Source organism: Pseudoclavibacter sp. RFBI5, from assembly GCF_002931395.1.
GTDB lineage: Bacteria > Actinomycetota > Actinomycetes > Actinomycetales > Microbacteriaceae > Pseudoclavibacter.
On sequence record NZ_PSYA01000004.1, the window covers coordinates 113,919 to 130,743 of the forward strand.

14 protein-coding genes are annotated in these 16,825 nt (G+C 69.8%); 6 read left to right on the top strand and 8 right to left on the bottom strand.

The window, feature by feature from the left end; all coding sequences use genetic code 11:
* Nucleotides 1-22: 22 nt before the first annotated feature.
* From trpS to C5E06_RS03460, 3 genes are all read right to left on the bottom strand, one after another.
* On the bottom strand, nucleotides 23-1,030 hold the full coding sequence (gene trpS / locus C5E06_RS03450) for a tryptophan--tRNA ligase (protein ID WP_181059507.1): 1,008 nt from the start codon (nucleotides 1,028-1,030) through the stop codon (nucleotides 23-25).
* Between the two features lie 82 nt (nucleotides 1,031-1,112).
* Nucleotides 1,113-1,961 (bottom strand): exodeoxyribonuclease III, encoded by an 849-nt coding sequence (locus C5E06_RS03455; protein ID WP_104306006.1) that lies wholly within the window; start codon nucleotides 1,959-1,961, stop codon nucleotides 1,113-1,115.
* A gap of 88 nt (nucleotides 1,962-2,049) precedes the next feature.
* Nucleotides 2,050-3,138, bottom strand: a complete 1,089-nt coding sequence (locus C5E06_RS03460; RefSeq protein ID WP_104243129.1) for a YihY/virulence factor BrkB family protein — start codon at nucleotides 3,136-3,138, stop codon at nucleotides 2,050-2,052.
* A 154-nt stretch (nucleotides 3,139-3,292) separates the two neighbouring features.
* On the opposite strand from C5E06_RS03460, the gene ptsP reads away from it, so the two are divergent.
* From ptsP to C5E06_RS03480, 4 genes are all read left to right on the top strand, one after another.
* On the top strand, nucleotides 3,293-4,984 hold the full coding sequence (gene ptsP, locus C5E06_RS03465; RefSeq protein ID WP_104243127.1) for a phosphoenolpyruvate--protein phosphotransferase: 1,692 nt from the start codon (nucleotides 3,293-3,295) through the stop codon (nucleotides 4,982-4,984).
* Between the two features lie 162 nt (nucleotides 4,985-5,146).
* Nucleotides 5,147-5,887 carry a methionine ABC transporter ATP-binding protein gene (locus C5E06_RS03470; protein WP_104306007.1) on the top strand — a complete coding sequence of 247 codons (741 nt, stop codon included), beginning with the start codon at nucleotides 5,147-5,149 and terminating at the stop codon, nucleotides 5,885-5,887.
* Nucleotides 5,887-6,567 (top strand): methionine ABC transporter permease, encoded by a 681-nt coding sequence (locus tag C5E06_RS03475; protein ID WP_104306008.1) that lies wholly within the window; start codon nucleotides 5,887-5,889, stop codon nucleotides 6,565-6,567. The genes C5E06_RS03470 and C5E06_RS03475 overlap by 1 nt, the downstream gene beginning before the upstream one ends.
* Before the next feature lie 58 nt (nucleotides 6,568-6,625).
* Nucleotides 6,626-7,435 carry a MetQ/NlpA family ABC transporter substrate-binding protein gene (locus tag C5E06_RS03480; RefSeq protein WP_104306009.1) on the top strand — a complete coding sequence of 270 codons (810 nt, stop codon included), beginning with the start codon at nucleotides 6,626-6,628 and terminating at the stop codon, nucleotides 7,433-7,435.
* Here the strand turns inward: C5E06_RS03480 and C5E06_RS03485 are convergent.
* The 3 genes from C5E06_RS03485 to C5E06_RS03495 form a co-directional block, all read right to left on the bottom strand.
* Nucleotides 7,432-8,697, bottom strand: a complete 1,266-nt coding sequence (locus C5E06_RS03485) for a beta-ketoacyl synthase (RefSeq protein ID WP_104306010.1) — start codon at nucleotides 8,695-8,697, stop codon at nucleotides 7,432-7,434. The genes C5E06_RS03480 and C5E06_RS03485 overlap by 4 nt on opposite strands.
* On the bottom strand, nucleotides 8,694-10,232 hold the full coding sequence (locus tag C5E06_RS03490; RefSeq protein WP_104306011.1) for a class I adenylate-forming enzyme family protein: 1,539 nt from the start codon (nucleotides 10,230-10,232) through the stop codon (nucleotides 8,694-8,696). The genes C5E06_RS03485 and C5E06_RS03490 overlap by 4 nt, the downstream gene beginning before the upstream one ends.
* Before the next feature lie 68 nt (nucleotides 10,233-10,300).
* Nucleotides 10,301-11,965 carry a glycerol-3-phosphate dehydrogenase/oxidase gene (locus tag C5E06_RS03495; RefSeq protein WP_104306012.1) on the bottom strand — a complete coding sequence of 555 codons (1,665 nt, stop codon included), beginning with the start codon at nucleotides 11,963-11,965 and terminating at the stop codon, nucleotides 10,301-10,303.
* A gap of 139 nt (nucleotides 11,966-12,104) precedes the next feature.
* Here C5E06_RS03495 and C5E06_RS03500 point away from each other — a divergent pair, with 139 nt between their 5' ends.
* Together C5E06_RS03500 and C5E06_RS03505 are read left to right on the top strand one after the other, a co-directional pair.
* Entirely contained in the window at nucleotides 12,105-12,908 is an 804-nt protein-coding gene (locus tag C5E06_RS03500) for a triose-phosphate isomerase family protein (RefSeq protein ID WP_104306013.1), read from the top strand.
* A 180-nt stretch (nucleotides 12,909-13,088) separates the two neighbouring features.
* On the top strand, nucleotides 13,089-14,258 hold the full coding sequence (locus C5E06_RS03505) for a Cmx/CmrA family chloramphenicol efflux MFS transporter (protein WP_104306014.1): 1,170 nt from the start codon (nucleotides 13,089-13,091) through the stop codon (nucleotides 14,256-14,258).
* A 49-nt stretch (nucleotides 14,259-14,307) separates the two neighbouring features.
* Here the strand turns inward: C5E06_RS03505 and C5E06_RS03510 are convergent, their stop codons facing one another.
* The gene (locus tag C5E06_RS03510; RefSeq protein WP_104306015.1) at nucleotides 14,308-15,120 is read right to left on the bottom strand and encodes a maleylpyruvate isomerase family mycothiol-dependent enzyme; all 813 of its coding nucleotides are present in this window, start codon (nucleotides 15,118-15,120) and stop codon (nucleotides 14,308-14,310) included.
* Nucleotides 15,117-16,823, bottom strand: a complete 1,707-nt coding sequence (locus C5E06_RS03515) for an amidohydrolase (RefSeq protein WP_104306016.1) — start codon at nucleotides 16,821-16,823, stop codon at nucleotides 15,117-15,119. Before C5E06_RS03515 ends, C5E06_RS03510 begins: the two co-directional genes overlap by 4 nt.
* Between the last annotated feature and the right edge of the window lie 2 nt (nucleotides 16,824-16,825).

Here is a 16,825-nt window from a genome sequence, read left to right on the forward strand (position 1 = left end):
GCCTCTCAGGGAACTGGCGAGGTCAGCGTCTCGGCTTGGGGAAGCCGACGCGGGCGTAGACCTCGTCGAGCGTCGTGAGGGCGAGTTCGCTTGCCCGCTCTGCGCCGCGCTCCAGGATGCGGTCGAGCTCGGCGGGGTCGGCCAGGAGTTCGTTGGTCCGTTCGCGGATGGGAGCGAACGTGGACTCGACGAGCTCGGCGAGGCCCTTCTTGAGGTCGCCGTAGCCGCCGCCCGCATACTGCGCCGTGATCTCGTCGATCGACGACCCTGAGAGCACGGAGGCGATGGTGAGGAGGTTCGACACCCCTGGCTTGGTCTCGCGGTCGAAGCGGATCTCGCCGTCGGCGTCGGTCACCGCGCGCATGATCTTCTTGCGCGTGACCTTCTCGTCGTCGAGCAGGCGGAGGAGGCCAGCGTCCGACTCCGCCGATTTCGACATCTTGGCGGTTGGGTTCTGGAGGTCGTAGACCTTCGCGGTCTCCTTCATGATGTGCGGTTCCGGCACGACGAAGGTGTCGCCGAAGCGCGAGTTGAACCGCTCGGCGAGGTTGCGGGTGAGCTCGATGTGCTGGCGCTGGTCTTCGCCGACGGGCACGGACGCGGCCTGGTAGAGCAGGATGTCTGCGGCCATGAGCACGGGGTAGGTGAAGAGGCCGACGGTCGTCGTGTCTGCGCCGTACCGCTGCGACTTGTCCTTGAACTGCGTCATGCGGCTGGCCTCGCCGAAGCCCGTGATGGTGGACAGCACCCACTGCAGCTGCGCGTGCGCGGGCACCGCCGACTGCACGAAGAGGATCGACTTCTCGGGGTCGATGCCTGCCGCGATGTACTGCGCCGCCGTCACCCGAGTGCGCTCGCGCAGCGAGCTCGGTTCGAAGGGCACGGTGATGGCGTGCTGGTCGACGACGCAGTAGATGGCCGTGAAGTCCTCCTGCATGGGCACCCAGTTGCTGAGCGCGCCGATGAAGTTGCCGAGGTGGAGCGAGTCGGCGGAGGGCTGCATGCCGGAGAAGAGCACTGGCTTGGTCATCAGGAGATCCTCGAGGTCGTGCGGTTGGTCGTGCGAGTGGGGTGGGCCGGTGCGGGCGGATGCGGGGCGACGACCCCGGAGGTCAGAACGTGTAGTCGACGACGACGGGCGCGTGGTCCGACCAGCGGGTGTCGTAGCTGGCGGCGCGGTCGACGGCGTAGGAGACGGCGCGCTTGGCGAGCTCGGGGGTCGCGACCTGGTAGTCGATGCGCCATCCGGTGTCGTTGTCGAACGCCTGGCCTCGCTGCGACCACCACGTGTATGGGCCTTCGACCTCGCCGGTGAGCGCGCGGCCCACGTCGACGTAGCCGAGCCCGGTTCCGGTGCTGCCGTCTGCGCCTTCGACGCTCGCGCCGTGCTCGCCGAAGATGCGGTCGAAGTAGGCGCGCTCGCGGGGGAGGAAGCCGGCCCGCTTCACGTTGCCCCTCCAGTTCTTGATGTCGAGCTTCGTGTGGCCGACGTTGAGGTCGCCGACGATCAGCGAGTGGGCGCTGTGCGCCTGCAGCTCGGGGAGCCTCGCGCTCATGGCGTCGAGGAACTTCCACTTCTCGTCCTGCTTCGGGGTGTCTGCCTCGCCGGAGTTGACGTAGCAGCTCACGACCGTGAGCGGGGTGCCGTCGATGTCGAAGTCGGCTTCGAGCCAGCGGCCCGCCGAGTCGAAATCGTCCGGGCCGAGCTCGGTGCGGACGGCGCTGATCGGAATGCGGGAGGCGATGGCGACGCCGGCGCGGCCCTTCGCGGTCGCCAGGTGGTCGTGCAGGTCCCAATCGGACGTGTCGATGAGCTTGTGCAGCTCCTCCGTGGGGGCGCGAACCTCCTGCAGTGCCAGGATGTCGACCTCGCGTTCGGCGAGCCACTCGCCCATGCCCTTCTTGTAGGCGGCACGGACTCCGTTGACGTTCACTGACGCGATGCGAATGGTTCTTGGCATGCGCTCGAGTCTAGACGGGACCACCGACACGGGCACTCGGCGTCGCCGGTCGCCTGTCCCCTGGCGCCCCTCATCTTGGGCGCGTCGTCTAGACGCGTCCGCCTTGGAATCGGCGTCGCTGCGCCTCGGCTTCGATCCTGCGCTGCTCACGCAGGAGAGCCCGGTACTCGGCCATGGCCTTCCACCGGAAGAACCGAGGTGCCGCGTTGAGTCGCTCCCGAGACTCGATCACCTGGGTCGCGATCTTCTCGCGCTCGGCACGGAGGATCGTGTCGGACGATTCCTCGCGGGCCTCCTTGGCGGTGAGGAGCCTCGGGGAGGCACCGATGTCATCCATCGTCACCTTGACCCACGCCGCGGTGAGCAGGAGCACGGTGCAGAGCAGGTTGAGGAAGATCATGAGGCCGAGGAGCACGGCGAAGGACGCGACGAGCGGATTGCTCGTGGCGCCGCCGATGAGGGCCGTCGAGACCTGCTTCAGGATGCCGATGATGATCGCCCCGAGGAAGGCGGCGAAGAACAGCGAGCGCGTGGGGATGCGCAGGCCCGCGAGGATGCGCAGGATGCCGGCCAAGACGACGGTGTCGAACGCGAGGAGGATGAGGATCGTCACGATGCGGATGACGACGAGCGCGAACCCGCTCGACTCGTCGATGCCGACCGTCTCGAGCAGCGACGAGAGGAAGGTCGAGGAGAGCACCGTGAGTGCGGTCGAGATCGCAAGGGCCACGGCGAACGCGAGGAGGAAGCCGAGGTCGATGAGCTTCTGGACGACGAAGCTCCGCTTGGTCGCGACGGGGACGTCGAAGATCGTCCGGATGCCCGTGCGCGCCTGCCCGAGCCAGCCGAGCGCGGTGCCGAGGGTACCGATGAGGGCGATGGCGCTCGCCCAGCCGAAGGCTCCCGTGCTCTCGAGGAGGCTCGGGTCGATCGCACCCTGCTCGCCGATGAGTCCGGGCAGGGATGAGTTGAGCACTCCGATGAGCCCGTCGCGGAGCTCGGTGTTCGTCGCGAGGAAGATGCCGGCGACAGAAAAGAGTAGCCAGATGCCCGCGAAGATGGAGAAGATAGCGGAGTAGGCCATGCCGCCGGCCAGCACCGAAGCACTTCTCGCCCCGAAATGGGCGAAGACTCGGGCGGGGCGGGTAGCTTGGGCCCAGGCGACCAGTGCTTGCATGCGCTCGCCGAACGGCGCCTCCGGGGGGAACTTCGGAAACGGCGGCGCGAAAGTGGAACTGCGCGAACTCTTGGTTGAGTCTTGCTCGGTCACGGTCGAAGCCTACGTTGCTGTGCCGATACGCTGTCTGAGTTACCAGCACGAAGGAGTTGCTATGAAATACACGGGGTTTGGCGTCGGGACCGGCGTCGCTTTCGGTGAAGTCCTGCGCATGCCTGATCCGCTCCCCGAACCGGCCGACGAGCGCGCCACCGGCGACGCCGCGACCGAGTACGAGCGTGCGATCGCCGCACTCCGTGAGACCGGCGAGGCGCTGACCGCTCGAGCAGCGACCGTCGACGGCGCGGCGAAGAACGTGCTGGAGTCGCAGGCCATGATGGCTGCCGACCCGTCGCTCGCCGACAGCATCAAGGCGGCCACCGAGGGTGGCAAGACCGCCGAGCGTGCCGTCTTCGAGTCATTCTCCTCGTTCGCCGAGATGCTCAAGAGCCTCGGCGGCTACCTCGCAGAGCGCGCCACCGACCTGGGTGACGTCTCGCAGCGCGTCATCGCCCTGCTCCGCGGCGTTCCTGCACCCGAGGTGCCGTCGAGCGACACCCCGTTCATCCTGGTCGCGCACGACCTCGCGCCCGCCGACACGGCCAAGCTCGACCTGTCGAAGGTGCTCGCGCTGGTCACCCGTGACGGCAGCCCGAAGGCGCACACCGGCATCCTGGCGGCCGAGAAGGGCCTCCCCGCGGTCGTCGCGGTCAAGGAGGCCGACAGCCTCCGCGACGGCGAGACCATCGTCGTCGACGCGGCCAAGGGCCAGGTCATCACCGAGCCGTCCGCCGAGCGCATCGCGGAGGCCCAGGCCGAGATCGACCGCGTCGCGGCGATGAAGGCCGCTCCGGTCGAGCCTGGCGAGCTCGCCGACGGCACGCCCGTGCAGATCCTCGCGAACATCGGCAAGCCCGTGGATGCGGAGCGCGCGGCAGCGCTCGGCGCCGAGGGTGTCGGCCTGTTCCGCACCGAGTTCCTCTTCCTCGACAGCGACACGGCCCCGTCGGTGGAGAAGCAGACCGCCGACTACACGGCGGCGCTCGCCCACTTCCCCGGCAAGAAGGTCGTCGTGCGCGTGCTCGACGCCGGTGCCGACAAGCCCCTCGCGTTCCTCACCGAGGCCGACGAGCCCAACCCGGCACTTGGCCTTCGCGGCATCCGCGTCCTCATGAAGAAGGAGCAGATCCTCCGCGACCAGCTCCAGGCGCTTGCCAACGCGCAGGCTGCGACCGAGGCGAAGGTCTGGGTCATGGCTCCCATGGTCTCCGACGCGCACGAGAGCGAGCACTTCACGGCGCTGGCTCGCGAGTACGGCCTCATGACGGCTGGCAGCATGATCGAGGTTCCCTCGGCTGCGCTCCTGGCCGAGCAGATCCTGGAGACGAGCGACTTCGTCTCCGTGGGCACCAACGACCTCACGCAGTACACGCTTGCGGCCGACCGTCTCCTCGGAAGCGTCGCGGCGTTCCAGGACCCGTGGCACCCTGCCGTGCTGCGCCTCATCGAGCGCATCGGCGAGGCGGGTGAGCACCACCAGAAGAACGTGGGTGTGTGCGGCGAGGCCGCGGCCGACCCGAACCTGGCGATCGTGCTCGTGGGTCTCGGCGTTCGCTCGCTCTCCATGGCTCCTCCCGCGTTCGTCGAGGTCCGCGCCGCGCTCAAGCGCGTCACGCTCGAGCAGGCGAAGGAGATCGCGCACCTCGCGATCTTCGCGAAGTCGGCCGAGGGTGCGAAGGGGCGCGTCGTCGACGCGCTCGCGACGCGTGGTGTCATCACGACGGCCGTGCCGGTCGTCGAGGCGTAGGCCTCACTCTGCAGGCGCTGCCGGTTCACCGGCGGGCGTCGCAGGTGTCGAGCGGGGCGCATCCGGATTCTTCCGGATGCGCCCCGCTTCTGCGTGCGCGGGGTTCCGCATCCGACGGCTCGGCGCTATAGTTGTACACAATCTAACAACGACGGAGCGTGCATGCCTGATCCCGGCCCCGTGGCCGCTCTCGAACGCGTCACGGTGCGATACGGGGCGGGTACGCCAGCGCTCGACGGCATCGACCTGCAGATCCGACGGGGCGAGATCCTCGGCATCGTGGGGGAGTCCGGCGCCGGGAAGTCGACGCTGCTGCGGCTCCTCGATGCCGACGAGACGCCGAGCGAGGGGACGGTGCTCATCGAGGGCGCCGACCCGTCTGCGATGCGCGAGCGCGAGCGTCGTGGCCTTCGCCGCCGAATCGGGATGGTCTTCCAGAGCTTCAACCTGCTCGCGAACCGGACGGCGCGGCAGAACGTCGAGCTCCCGCTGCGGCTCCAGCGGCGCAAGGATCCGGCGTTCGTCGACGAGCTGCTCGACTACGTGGGTCTCGGCGATCGCGGCGGCGACTACCCGGCTCAGCTCTCGGGCGGGCAGAAGCAGCGCGTCGCCATCGCACGCGCGCTCGTGACGCGGCCGCCGCTGCTGCTCTGCGACGAGCCGACCTCGGCGCTCGACGAGCGGACGACCAGCGACATCCTGCGGCTGCTCGCCTCGACGCGCGAGGATTTCGGCACGACCATCGCGCTCGTCACCCACGAGCTCGCCGCAGTCAAGGCCATCTGCGACCGGGCCGCGATCCTCGACCGGGGCCGCCTGCAGGGCATCGTCTCGGTCGAGCACAGCGCGCGCGACGACCGCGGCTCCTACGCCGAGCACGCGAAGCGGATGCTCGAGTCGTGATGGAGCTCATCGACAGCATCGTCTCCTCCCTGACCGGCAACGCCGACGCGATCGGCCAGGCCCTCGCCGAGACCGGGTACATGCTCGTGTTCTCGCTCGCGGCGGCGGTTGTGCTCGGGCTACCGCTCGGCGTCCTCATCTACCTGACGCGGCCGGGTGGGGTGCGCGAGCATCGTGGTCTGTGGCGGATCGCCAACCTCTACGTCACCGTCGTCCGGTCGTTCCCCTTCCTGCTGTTCGTGGTGTTCCTCATCCCGCTCACGCGCCTCGTGTTCGGCACGACGTTCGGCACGCAGGCGGCGACGTTCCCGCTGTGCTTCGTGGGCGTCGCGATCTACGCGCGCCTCGTCGAGCAGATCCTGCTGGAGGTGCCCTCCGGTGTGATCCACGCCGCCAGGTCCATGGGCGCCGGTACCGGGCAGATCATCACCCGCTTCCTGTTCGTGGAGGCGCGCAGCGGGCTCGTCTACGCGCTCACCTCGGCCGCCATCAGCCTGCTCTCGTACTCGACGGTGCTCGGTGTCGTCGGGGGCGGAGGGCTCGGCGACTTCGCCCTGCGCTACGGCTACCAGGAGTACGACTACCCGCTCATGTACACGACCATCGTCATCGTCATCGTCTGCGTGCAGCTCCTCCAGACCGGGGGCCACCGGCTCTCGGTCGCCCTCGACCGCCGCTGACTCCCCGTCGGACGACGCCCATCCGCCTCCTGTACGACCCGAAAAGGAACCAACCGCCATGAGACTCCGCCTCCGCTCGATCGGCGCCGCACTGGCTGTCGGCTCCCTCGCCCTCCTGACCGCAGGGTGCTCTCCGTCCGCCGGGGAAGCGGGTGGCGACGTCGTCACGATCAAGGTCGCCGCGACGGTCACGCCCATGACGGATGTCGTCGAGGCGGCGGCCGAGGTCATCGAGAAGGGCTACGAGATCGAGCTGGTGCCCGTCTCGGACTACGTGCAGCCGAACGTGCTCGTCGAGAACGGAGAGATCGATGCGAACTTCGTGCAGTTCGTGCCCTTCATGGAGGAGTTCAACACGAAGAACGACGCCTCGCTCGCCGGGGTGAAGCCGATCTACTCGACGGTCGTGGCGTTCTACTCGAAGACCCTCAGCTCGCTTGACGAGCTGCCGCAAGGCGGCAGCGTGGTCATCCCGAACGACAGCGCGAACGCGGCACGTGCCCTGCAGCTGCTCGCCGACCAGAGCATCATCACGCTCGACCCGAGCGTCGAGCGGTTCACCGCGAAGGTCGCCGACATCACGGAGAACCCGCGCGAGCTGACGATCACGCAGGTCGACCTGCTGCAGCTCAACACGGCGTACGAAGAGGCGGATGCCGTCTTCAACCTGCCCTCGTTCGCGCGCCAGCTGGGGCTGACGCCGGTCGACAACGGTCTCGCCGTCGAACAGGACCCTCAGTTCGCCGTGACGCTCGTCACGCGCGAGGACATGCTCGGAACGCCCGAGATCGCGGCGCTCGAGAAGGCGTTCACGAGCGACCACGTGCGGGAGACGCTCGAGTCGCTTGACGTGCCGCCGGCGTTCTAGATATCCCGCGAGCGGGCGGGCGCCACGAACTTGCGCAGCAGGATCGAGGCGTTGTGCCCGCCGAAGCCGAAGGAGTTCGAGAGCACGGTTCGGATGCGCGCGGGGCGGGCCTCGCGCGCCACGACGTCCAGCTCTGGGAACTCGGGGTCGTCGAGGTTGAGGGTCGGTGGAATCAGGGAATCGCGCATGGTGAGCAGCGAGATGACGGCCTCGAGCGCGCCCGCGGCGCCCAGCAGATGCCCGGTCGCGGACTTGTTCGCGGTGACGGGCACCTCTCCGAGGCGGGCGCCGAGCAGCTCGCGCAGGGCGGCGGTCTCCATGGCGTCGTTCAGCGGCGTGCTCGTGCCGTGCGCGTTGACGTGGTCGAGCTGGCCGGTGCTGAGCTTCGCGTCGTCGAGGGCGGAGCGCATGGCGGCGATCGCGCCGCTCCCGTCCGGCCTCGGCGCCGTCGGATGGTAGGCGTCCGACGTCGCACCGTATCCCGCGATCTCGCCCAGGATCTCCGCGCCCCGTGCAAGTGCGCTGGTCTCTGACTCGACGAGGAGGGCGGCCGCTCCGGCCGACATGACGAAGCCGTGGCGTCCGCGGTCGAAGGGCCTGCTGGCGGTCTCGGGCGCATCCTCGTGGCCGAGCGCGAGGGCGCCGAGCGTGGCGTTCACGGCCAGGTTGACGCGGTTGAGGCAGTCGTCGGCCGCGACCACGAGCACCGCGTCGGCGTAGCCGTGTCTGATGGTGCGCATCGCCTCGCCGAGCGCGACGGTGCCGCTGGCGCACGTCGCCGAGAGCCCGGAACTCGCCCCGCGCGCGCCGTAGCGTTCGCTGAGGTACGCGGCTGCCGCGTCGGGGCCGCCGTACACGACGACGCCAGGCGGCACCCGGCGAGGGCCTGAGGCATCCAGGACGCGCGCGGCATCCTGGGTGAGCGAGACGGGTCCCGAGCCGGTTGCGATGGTGACGGCGAATCGGCTGGCATCGAACGGCAGGGCGCCAGTGGCGATGCCCGTGGCGCGCATCGCCTCGTCCGCCGCCGCGACGGCGTAGTGCGCGTGCCGGTCGAGTCTCGCGATGTCCCGCTTGGGGAGGTGGGAGGCGGCGTCGAAGCCGCGCACCTCTCCGGCGACGCGCACGGCGAGGTCGGAGGCGTCGACGCCGGCGATGAGGCCGATGCCGCTCTTGCCGGAGACCAGCGACGACCAGGTGCTCGCCACGTCGAGCCCGTTCGGCGTGACGGCTCCCACGGCGGTGACGACGGCGCGGTTCACAGCCGGTCCGCGTCGCCCGAGTCGACGAGCTCGAGCACGGCGGCGCGGCGGATCTTCCCGCCGGCGGTCCTCGGGAGGACGCGGGCACGGTAGAGGCGGTGGGGGACGAACTGCGGCGCCAGGTGCGCACGCAGGTGCGCACGCATCCGCGCCTTGGCGGGCAGCGACTCCGCCTCGCCCTCGACGACGACCGCCACGATCGAGCCGAGCGTGGCGTCTGGGAGGGCGACGGCACAGCACTGCTCGCAGCCGGGCAGGGATGCGAGCGCGCGTTCGACCTGGGGCAGGGACACCTTGTGGCCGCCGGAGACCGCGACGTCACCTGCACGGCCGAGCAGCTGGATGCGCCCGCCCGCGAACGAGGCGAGGTCGCCGACGCTGGCCCAGCCGTCGGCATCCGTGATGCGCTCTGCGCTCGTCGCGGCGAGGTAGCGCTCGACGGCTGAGCCGACCCTGATGTTGAGCGTGCCCGTCTCGCCGGTGGGCACCTCCGCACCAGATTCGTCGCGCACGCTCACCTCGACGCCGCCGAAGGGAGTGAGGCTCGTGCCGTCGCCCGCGTCGCTGTACCCGATGAAGCCGATCTCGGAGGCGCCGTAGTAGCTGCGCAGGTGCGCCGTCGGGAGCGTCTCCGCGAAGCTGCGGCGGGTGTGCTCCGGCTGGTTCGCGCCGCCAGTGATGACCTCGAGCAGGGAGTCGAGCGGCTGCTCGGTGCGACGTGCGGCCTGTAGGATCGCGAGCAGCATCGCGGGCACGCCGACGAGGCGCTCGACGCGGTCGGTCGAGATGGTCCGCGCGGTGGCCTGCGCGTCGAAGCGGCTCTGCAGGAAGAGGGAGCCGCCGGTCGCGAGGACCTCGACGAGCGCGTAGAGCGTGAGGCTGTAGGAGAGCGGGCCTGGTGCGATCGTCGAGCGGCCGTCCTCGACGCCGAGGTACCTGCGGCTGATGTCCACGTTGTGGTCCCAGCTGCCCCGGGTTCGCAGGAAGCCCTTGGGGAGGTCGGTCGTGCCCGAGGTGAACAGCAGAAGGAACGGCTCGTCGCGGGGTCGGACCTCGGGGCCAGGCGCCGAGTCGCCTCGCCGAGCGAGGGCGTCCGCCGCCACCGAGTCGAACGTGGCGAGGGAGACGACGGTTCCGGCGAAGGGGGAGGCTCGGAGGCGCTCCTCGAAGCTGGGGTCGTCGGTGATCACCAGTGCGGGTTCGACGCGCTGCAGGATCTCGAGCCGGTGCTCGAGCGGCCACAGTGGGTCGAGGACAGCGGCGACGGCCCGGAAGCTGATGGCGCCGGTGAGGAGCCGCGCCGCGTCGATCGCGCGCGACAGCGAGACGGCCACGATCGGCACGCCTCGTGTCTCAGCCGACGAGGCGCCGAGCGCGACGGGTTCGGACGAGCCGAGGAGGGTCTCCACCCCCGCGCGCACCGCTGCGCACGAGCGGGAGAGCTGACGGTAGGTGAGCCGCTCGCCGTCGCCGGCGAGCGCGATGCGATCGGGCCTGCGGCCGGCGGTGTCGATGAGCGTGCGGGTGAGTGGCACCAGTCGAGTCTAGGACGTGCCCCTGGCCGGCTGCGTGGGGAGCCAGCCAGGGCACGTCTATCGGGTGGCTAGTCGAGCCCGCCGCGGAAGCGAGTGATGTACGCGGCGTGGTCGGCGAGCTCCTGGGTGACGCGCTCTGCCGACCAACCGGCCGCATCCGCCGCGACGGCCGCCGACTCCTCGGCGACGGAGACGGCGAGGTCGCCCTCGAGGCCGACCATCGTGCGCCGATGCAGGATGTCGCTGAGGTGCACGGCGCTCTCCTGCTCGATGGCGAACACGATCTCAGCGGCGACGATGGCGGAGGGGCCTTCGCCGATGACCGCCGCGAGCTGCGTCCTCTCCGCGGCGAGGGCGGCGATCTCGAGGGCGCGGGCGCCGTAGACGCGGACGAGGCGGTCGGAGATCGCCTCGTCCCACGGGAGGTCGCGTCTGAGGTTCGTGCGCCGCAGGGACGTGCTCGGCCACTTGCTCCAGGATGCGCCGGGCAGGGTGGCCTTGGCCGCGCCGGAGGCGGGCAGCTTCCGCCCGAGGAGCTTGTCGGCGATGAGGTCGACGGTCTCCTTCGCGAGGCTGAGGTGCGGCGTGAGCTTGCCGCCGACGATGCTCACGAGGCCCAGGCGGTCGTCGTGGGCGGTGATGATGTGGCTGCGCGAGATGGCACCGGTCTTGGCGGCGTCGACGAAGGGCAGGGGGCGGACTCCGGTGTAGCTGTAGAGCACGTCGGCCTTGGTGAGCTTCGCCTGTGGGATGACGAGGTTCGTCTCCTTGAGGATGTACTCGACCTCCGCCGCGGTGCCGCGCGCCTTGCCCGGGTCGCCGTCGAAGCGGTCGTCGGTCGTGCCGATGAGGTACTTGCCGTTCCAGGGGATGACGAGGATCGCGCGGTTGTCGGTGAACGCCTCGTAGTAGATGGTGGCGGTCGGGGCGCCCGGGAACTCGTCGACGACGAGGTGCGTGCCGGTGGTGCCGCCGATCTGCCGCTTCACTCCCGCGGGCAGGGAGAGCTCGTCGAGCCAGGGGCCTGCCGCGTTGACGACGGTCTGGCCGCGCACCGTGAAGCGCTCGCCGCTCGTCAGGTCGGTGGCCTCCACTCCGGTCACGGCGGTGCCGTCGCGGACGAGGCTGTCCACGCTCGTGTAGTTCGCGACGCGCGCGCCAGCGTCGCTTGCGCTCAGGATCGTCTCGAGCACGAGTCGCTCCGGGTACGCGATCTGCGCATCGTAATAGTGGAGTCCGCCGCCGAGGCCTCTGCGGCGGAGGCCGGGGAACTCGGTGGCGAGCTCCTTCACGCCGAGGTGCCGATGCGACGGCAGCGATTTCTGGAGGGAGAGCACGTCGTAGAGGATCATCCCGATCCGGAACATCCAGCCGGGGAGGTGATTGTGCTTGTAGAGCGGCACGATGAAGGGCATGGGCTCGATGAGGTGCGGCGCGATGTGGAGGAGGGCCTCGCGGTCGTGGAGCGACTCGTAGACGAGGGGGATCTCCCCGTGCTCCAGGTAGCGGAGGCCGCCGTGGATGAGGCGGGAGTTCCAGGCGGACGTGCCCTCGCCGAAGTCGCTGCGTTCGAGGAGGGCGACGCTCAGGCCGCGCATGGCGGCTTCGCGGGCGACGGCGGCGCCGTTGATGCCGGCGCCGACGACGATGACGTCGAAGGTGCGGCTCGCGAGTTCGCGTGGGCTCGCACGCGGGAGTCCGCGGTGGAGGGAAGTGCTCGGCGTCGTTGCCATGGTGCTCCTGACCCGGTCGTGCGGCCAGGCCGCGAAACGAAGTTGTACGTACATGTTCGCACAGGATTAGACTTGCGGCGAGTGCGCTGCTGAGAGTGTGCTCGACGACCCTGAACGCCACGACTACGGAGGAACAGCGATGACGCTGCCAGCCATGATGATCGGTCACAGCTCGAAGTCCTACGCGACCCTCGCCGACACGCGAGCCTGGGTCGCCGAGGTCGTGGGCGAGCTGAGGGGGAGTCCCCGCAGCGGCGACGGCATCTTCCTCTGCACGCCCGACCCGGTCATCTCGATCGCAGGCAACGGGCTCGACGAGATCGGAGCACAGGTCGGGGCGCAGGATGTCTCGCCCTTCGGTCTCGGGGCTTTCACCGGCGAGACGGCGGCCGAGGTGCTGTCGGAGGTCGGTGCGACGCTGGTCATGGTCGGGCACCCCGAGCGCGCGAAGCTCCTCGGCGAGACCCTCGCCGACGTGCGACAGAAGTGCCGTGCCGCGTCCGACGCGGGAGTGGTCCCCATCCTGATCGCCGGGGAGCCGGAACGGGGTGAGGCGGCCAGGTCGATCATCGACCGGCAGCTGACGGAGGCGTTCGCGGATGTTCCCGGCGACCGGCCGATCGTCGTCGCCTACGAGCCGAGCTGGGCGATCGGGCAGCCCGAGCCGGCCCCCGGCGACTACGTGGCGGCCACCATCGCGCATATCCGCGGGCAGCTCGCCGGTCGCTCGGGGGACGTGCGCATCCTCTACGGCGGCAGCGCCGGGCCGGGGACCTTCGCCGCCATCTGGGATGCCGCGGAAGAGCTCGGCGCGGGGCACCCCGATGGTGTCTTCCTCGGACGCTTCGGCCTCCGGGCGGCAGGCTTCCTGGAGACCGTCCGCGAGGTGCGAGCGGTGCAGGACCAGCTGGTGATCGATGCGCCGCGCATCGATCGCGGGTAGGGTGCTGGTCATGTCGAGTCCCGAGTCAGACAGGTCAGGGGCTGCCGGTCACACCGCCAGCCCCGCGAACCGCTAATCAGTCGTACCGCCCCGCACGCTGCGGGTGTGAGTCCGCTCTCTCGGGCAGCTGGCCGTGGTGACAGGAGTTCCCTCTCTTGATCGCTCACCTCGGAGTCCTCGATGCCCTTTGCCCTGTACCTGCTTGCCCTGGCCGTCTTCGTCATGGGCACATCCGAATTCATGCTCGCGGGTCTGCTTCCCGCGATAGCCGCAGACCTCGACGTCTCGGTCGGCACCGCGGGTCTCCTGACCTCGGCCTTCGCGATCGGCATGGTCGTCGGTGCGCCCGCTATGGCGGCGTTCGCTCGACGCTGGCCACCGCGGCTGACGCTCATCGTCTGTCTCTGCATGTTCGCGGGATGCCACGTCGTCGGCGCGGTGGCGACGTCGTTCCCGCCTCTGATCGTCACGCGGGTGCTCGGTGCGCTCGCGAACGCGGGGTTCCTCGCGGTAGCCCTCGGCGTCGCCACGACACTCGTTCCGCCGGACCGGAAGGGGCGTGCGCTGTCGATCCTGCTGTCCGGCACGACGATCGCCACCGTCGCTGGCGTGCCCGCGGGCGCTCTGCTCGGCACCGCGCTGGGGTGGCGCGCGACGTTCTGGGGGATCGCGATCCTCTGTGTCCCCGCACTCATCGGGATCGTCCGGGGCATCCCGCAGAGGAACGCTCGGGACGAGGCGAGCGGCGTCGCGCCGAGTCTGCGCGCCGAGCTCGCTCAGCTGGCGTCACCGAGGCTCCTGCGAGCGATGGGGCTCGGCGCGCTCATCAACGGCGGCACCTTCGCGGCGTTCACGTTCCTGGCACCCGTGGTGACCGACACTGCGGGGCTCGACGAAGGGTGGGTTCCCGTCGCGCTGGTGCTGTTCGGCGTCGGCTCGTTCCTCGGCGTCACGATCGCGGGTCGGATGTCCGATCAGCGCCCCGGCCTTGCCCTCGCCGTCGGCGGCCCACTGCTGCTGGCCGGATGGATCGCGATGGCCTGCGGCGCCACCCACCCTGCGTTGCTCCTCGCTCTGGTCCTCGTGCTCGGGGTGCTCTCGTTCGGAGTCGGCAGCACGCTCATCGCCCGAGTCCTGTACGAAGCCTCCGCAGCGCCCACGATGGCCGGCTCCTACGCGACCGCTGCCCTGAACATCGGGGCGGCCGCCGGACCGGTACTCGGTGCGCTCGGGCTAGCACTGTGGGTGGGGGCGCTCGCGCCAATCTGGGTCGCCGCGGCGCTCACCGCCGTCGCGCTCCTCGTCATGATGCTCTCGCGAGACTGGACGCCGCGGGCGAGCACGGCGTAAGCCGCCGTGACGGCGTCCGCCTCGGTCGCCTGGTGCTCCGAGAAGGCGCCTAGATCCAGGGTTTGGCGGGCGGCGCGGTGTCGAGTGGCCGGCCCTGGAAGTCTGCGGCCGCAACTCCCGACAGCGACCGACCAGTTGCCCATGCGAGCAGGTCGGAGAGCGTGCCGGAGACCCGCAGGTCCGTGTCTCGGACCCCTGGCCCGCATTCGGCCGAGGCCCACGGGTGGAACGCGCTCCGGTCATCCGTCGCCACGGCACTGACGAAGTGGTCGTGACGAGCCCAGGTGTCCAGGACCTCCTGCAGGATGCGTCGCTGGAGGACGGCGGGGACGTCGCTCGGGGTGACTCCGGCGTCGAGGTCGATGAGGTGCATCCACAGCTCGCGGGTTCTCAGCTCCAGCGTGTCCCTCACCGCGAGTGGCGACCCCCGTCCGTCCCGGACCTGGTAGTCCCAGCGGTCCTCGGGGAGCGCGGACCAGGCGGCCTCGAAGCTCCGCGCCTCCGCCGCCGAGAGTCGTGCCAGCTGCGCGGCGGTCAGCTGAGACCCGGCCTCGATCTCTGCATCGCGTGCCGCTCGGGATTCGTACATGGGGTTCCGAGACCCAGTCGCCGCCCAGTCCACGAGGCGAGCCAGCGCGCGTGCGTTGTAGGCCACGTGCGCGATGACATGGGCGCGCGTCCAACCGGGGAGGAGCGAGGCGTCCCGCAGCTCCCCGGCGTCCAGGTGAGAGAGGGCTTCGTCGAAGCGTGCTTGCGCATGGAGGACTTCTCGCAGACCCTCCGCTGTCTCGCCAGGAGTGCCGGGAGCTTGCCTTCCCCCGGTCGGGGGTGTGCTCTGGGCGGTCGCATCGGACACGTTCATCTTGCTCCTGCTCTCTTGTCTCTGATCGTCGTGGGAATCGGGGCCGGGCCGCCAACGGCGGAGCTCCGCGAGTCGTAGCTGAGCTCTCCGCCCAGTACTGTCGCGACGACCTCGATCGCCGAGATATCCGTCGCCGAGATCGGCGAGGACGCGAGCACGGTCATGTCGGCGAGCTTGCCGACCTCGAGGGTGCCCTTGTCTCGCAGCTGCCCCGTTGCCTTCGCGGCCCACTCCGTGTGCGTCCGCAGTGCTTCTTCCGGCGTGATTCCCTCGCGCGTCCCGAGGATCTCGCCGCCCGCGGTTAGGCGGTCCACGGCTGACTGCATGCCTCTCCTGAGATTGTTGTCTGCCACTGGCAGATCCGACGAGCCGGTGAGGATCCCCCCGGCATCGATGATCGACCGCCCACGGTAGAGCCAGTCGCGGCGTCCTGCCCCGACCCGCTTGAGGATCTGGTCGCCGAGGGGCCCGATGAACCCTGCTTGAGGGGTCACGGCGATTCGCAGGCGCCCGGCGCGTGTGACCTGGTCTGGTCGGGCGATCCCGAAATGCTCGATCCTGCACGGCGCCGGGAGGGGGCCGTAGAGCGAGTGCGCTTCCTCGATCAGGTCCAGAGCGAGGTCGATGGCGGCGTCGCCGATGGCGTGCAGCGCAAGCGGCCAGCCCGAGCGGTAGATGGCGAGCGCCTGCTCTCGGTAGTGCGCAGGCTCATCGAGCAGGTACCCGCGATTGTGGTCGTGCCCGCAGAAGTCCTCGGTCACGGCTGCCGTCGCGCCGAGCAGTGACCCGTCCAGGAACACCTTGACGTGCCCGAACCGCACCTCGTCGGTCCCGAAGCCGAAGCGCACGCCCAGATCGAGGCCCCTCCCCTCGCCATGGCCGTGGAAGTCGGCTGGGTGCGCGTGGAGCGGACGGAGGGCGTCTGCGGCCGGCATGAGCTGAGCGCGAGCGTGCAATGAGCCTCGCTCGGCCGCGGCCTGGTAGGCGGCCACCTCGACAGGGCTGTGCCCGATCCAGCCGCCGCCGACGCCGGCCTCGGAGAAGCTGGTGATGCCCTCGGCGGCGTACCTGGCGGTTGCAGCTTCGATCGCGTCCACGAGCACATCCTGCGAATAGGGCATGAGCAGTGCCTGGACAAGGCCTTGCGCTGCCTCTTCGAGCACACCGGTCGGTGCACCGCTCTCGTCCAGGAGGACAGCTCCGCCTGCTGGCGGTTCGAAGCCGTCCCGGAAGACGCCGATCCTTCGAAGCGTCTCGGTGTTGACGATGGAGGCGTGTCCAGAAGTGTGGCGCATGGAGAGCGGGTGATCACCGGTGATCTCGTCGAGCCGCTCGAGGCTGGGGTATCTGCCGTCATAGCGAGCCTGATTGAAGCCCGTCACGTGGATCCAGGCGCCAGGCTCGTCGTCGACCGCAGCGACAGCTGCCTCTATCGCGCCGTACAGGGATGCGTAGGTGGGGCTGTCGCCGGCGTCGACCGCCCCGAGGCTGAGCCCCCACCATGCTGTGTGGCAGTGCGCGTCGATGAATCCCGGGGTGATGCAGGCGTCGCCGAAGTCGATCTCCTCGCGAGCACTGATGCCGGTGAGGTCCTGGTCGAACCCGACGATGCGTCCGTTGAGGATTCCGACGCAGCTCGCCTTCGGTCGCGCCCGGTCCATGGTGAGGATCTCGTGGGCCCGGATCTTCACGTCGATGTGCATGG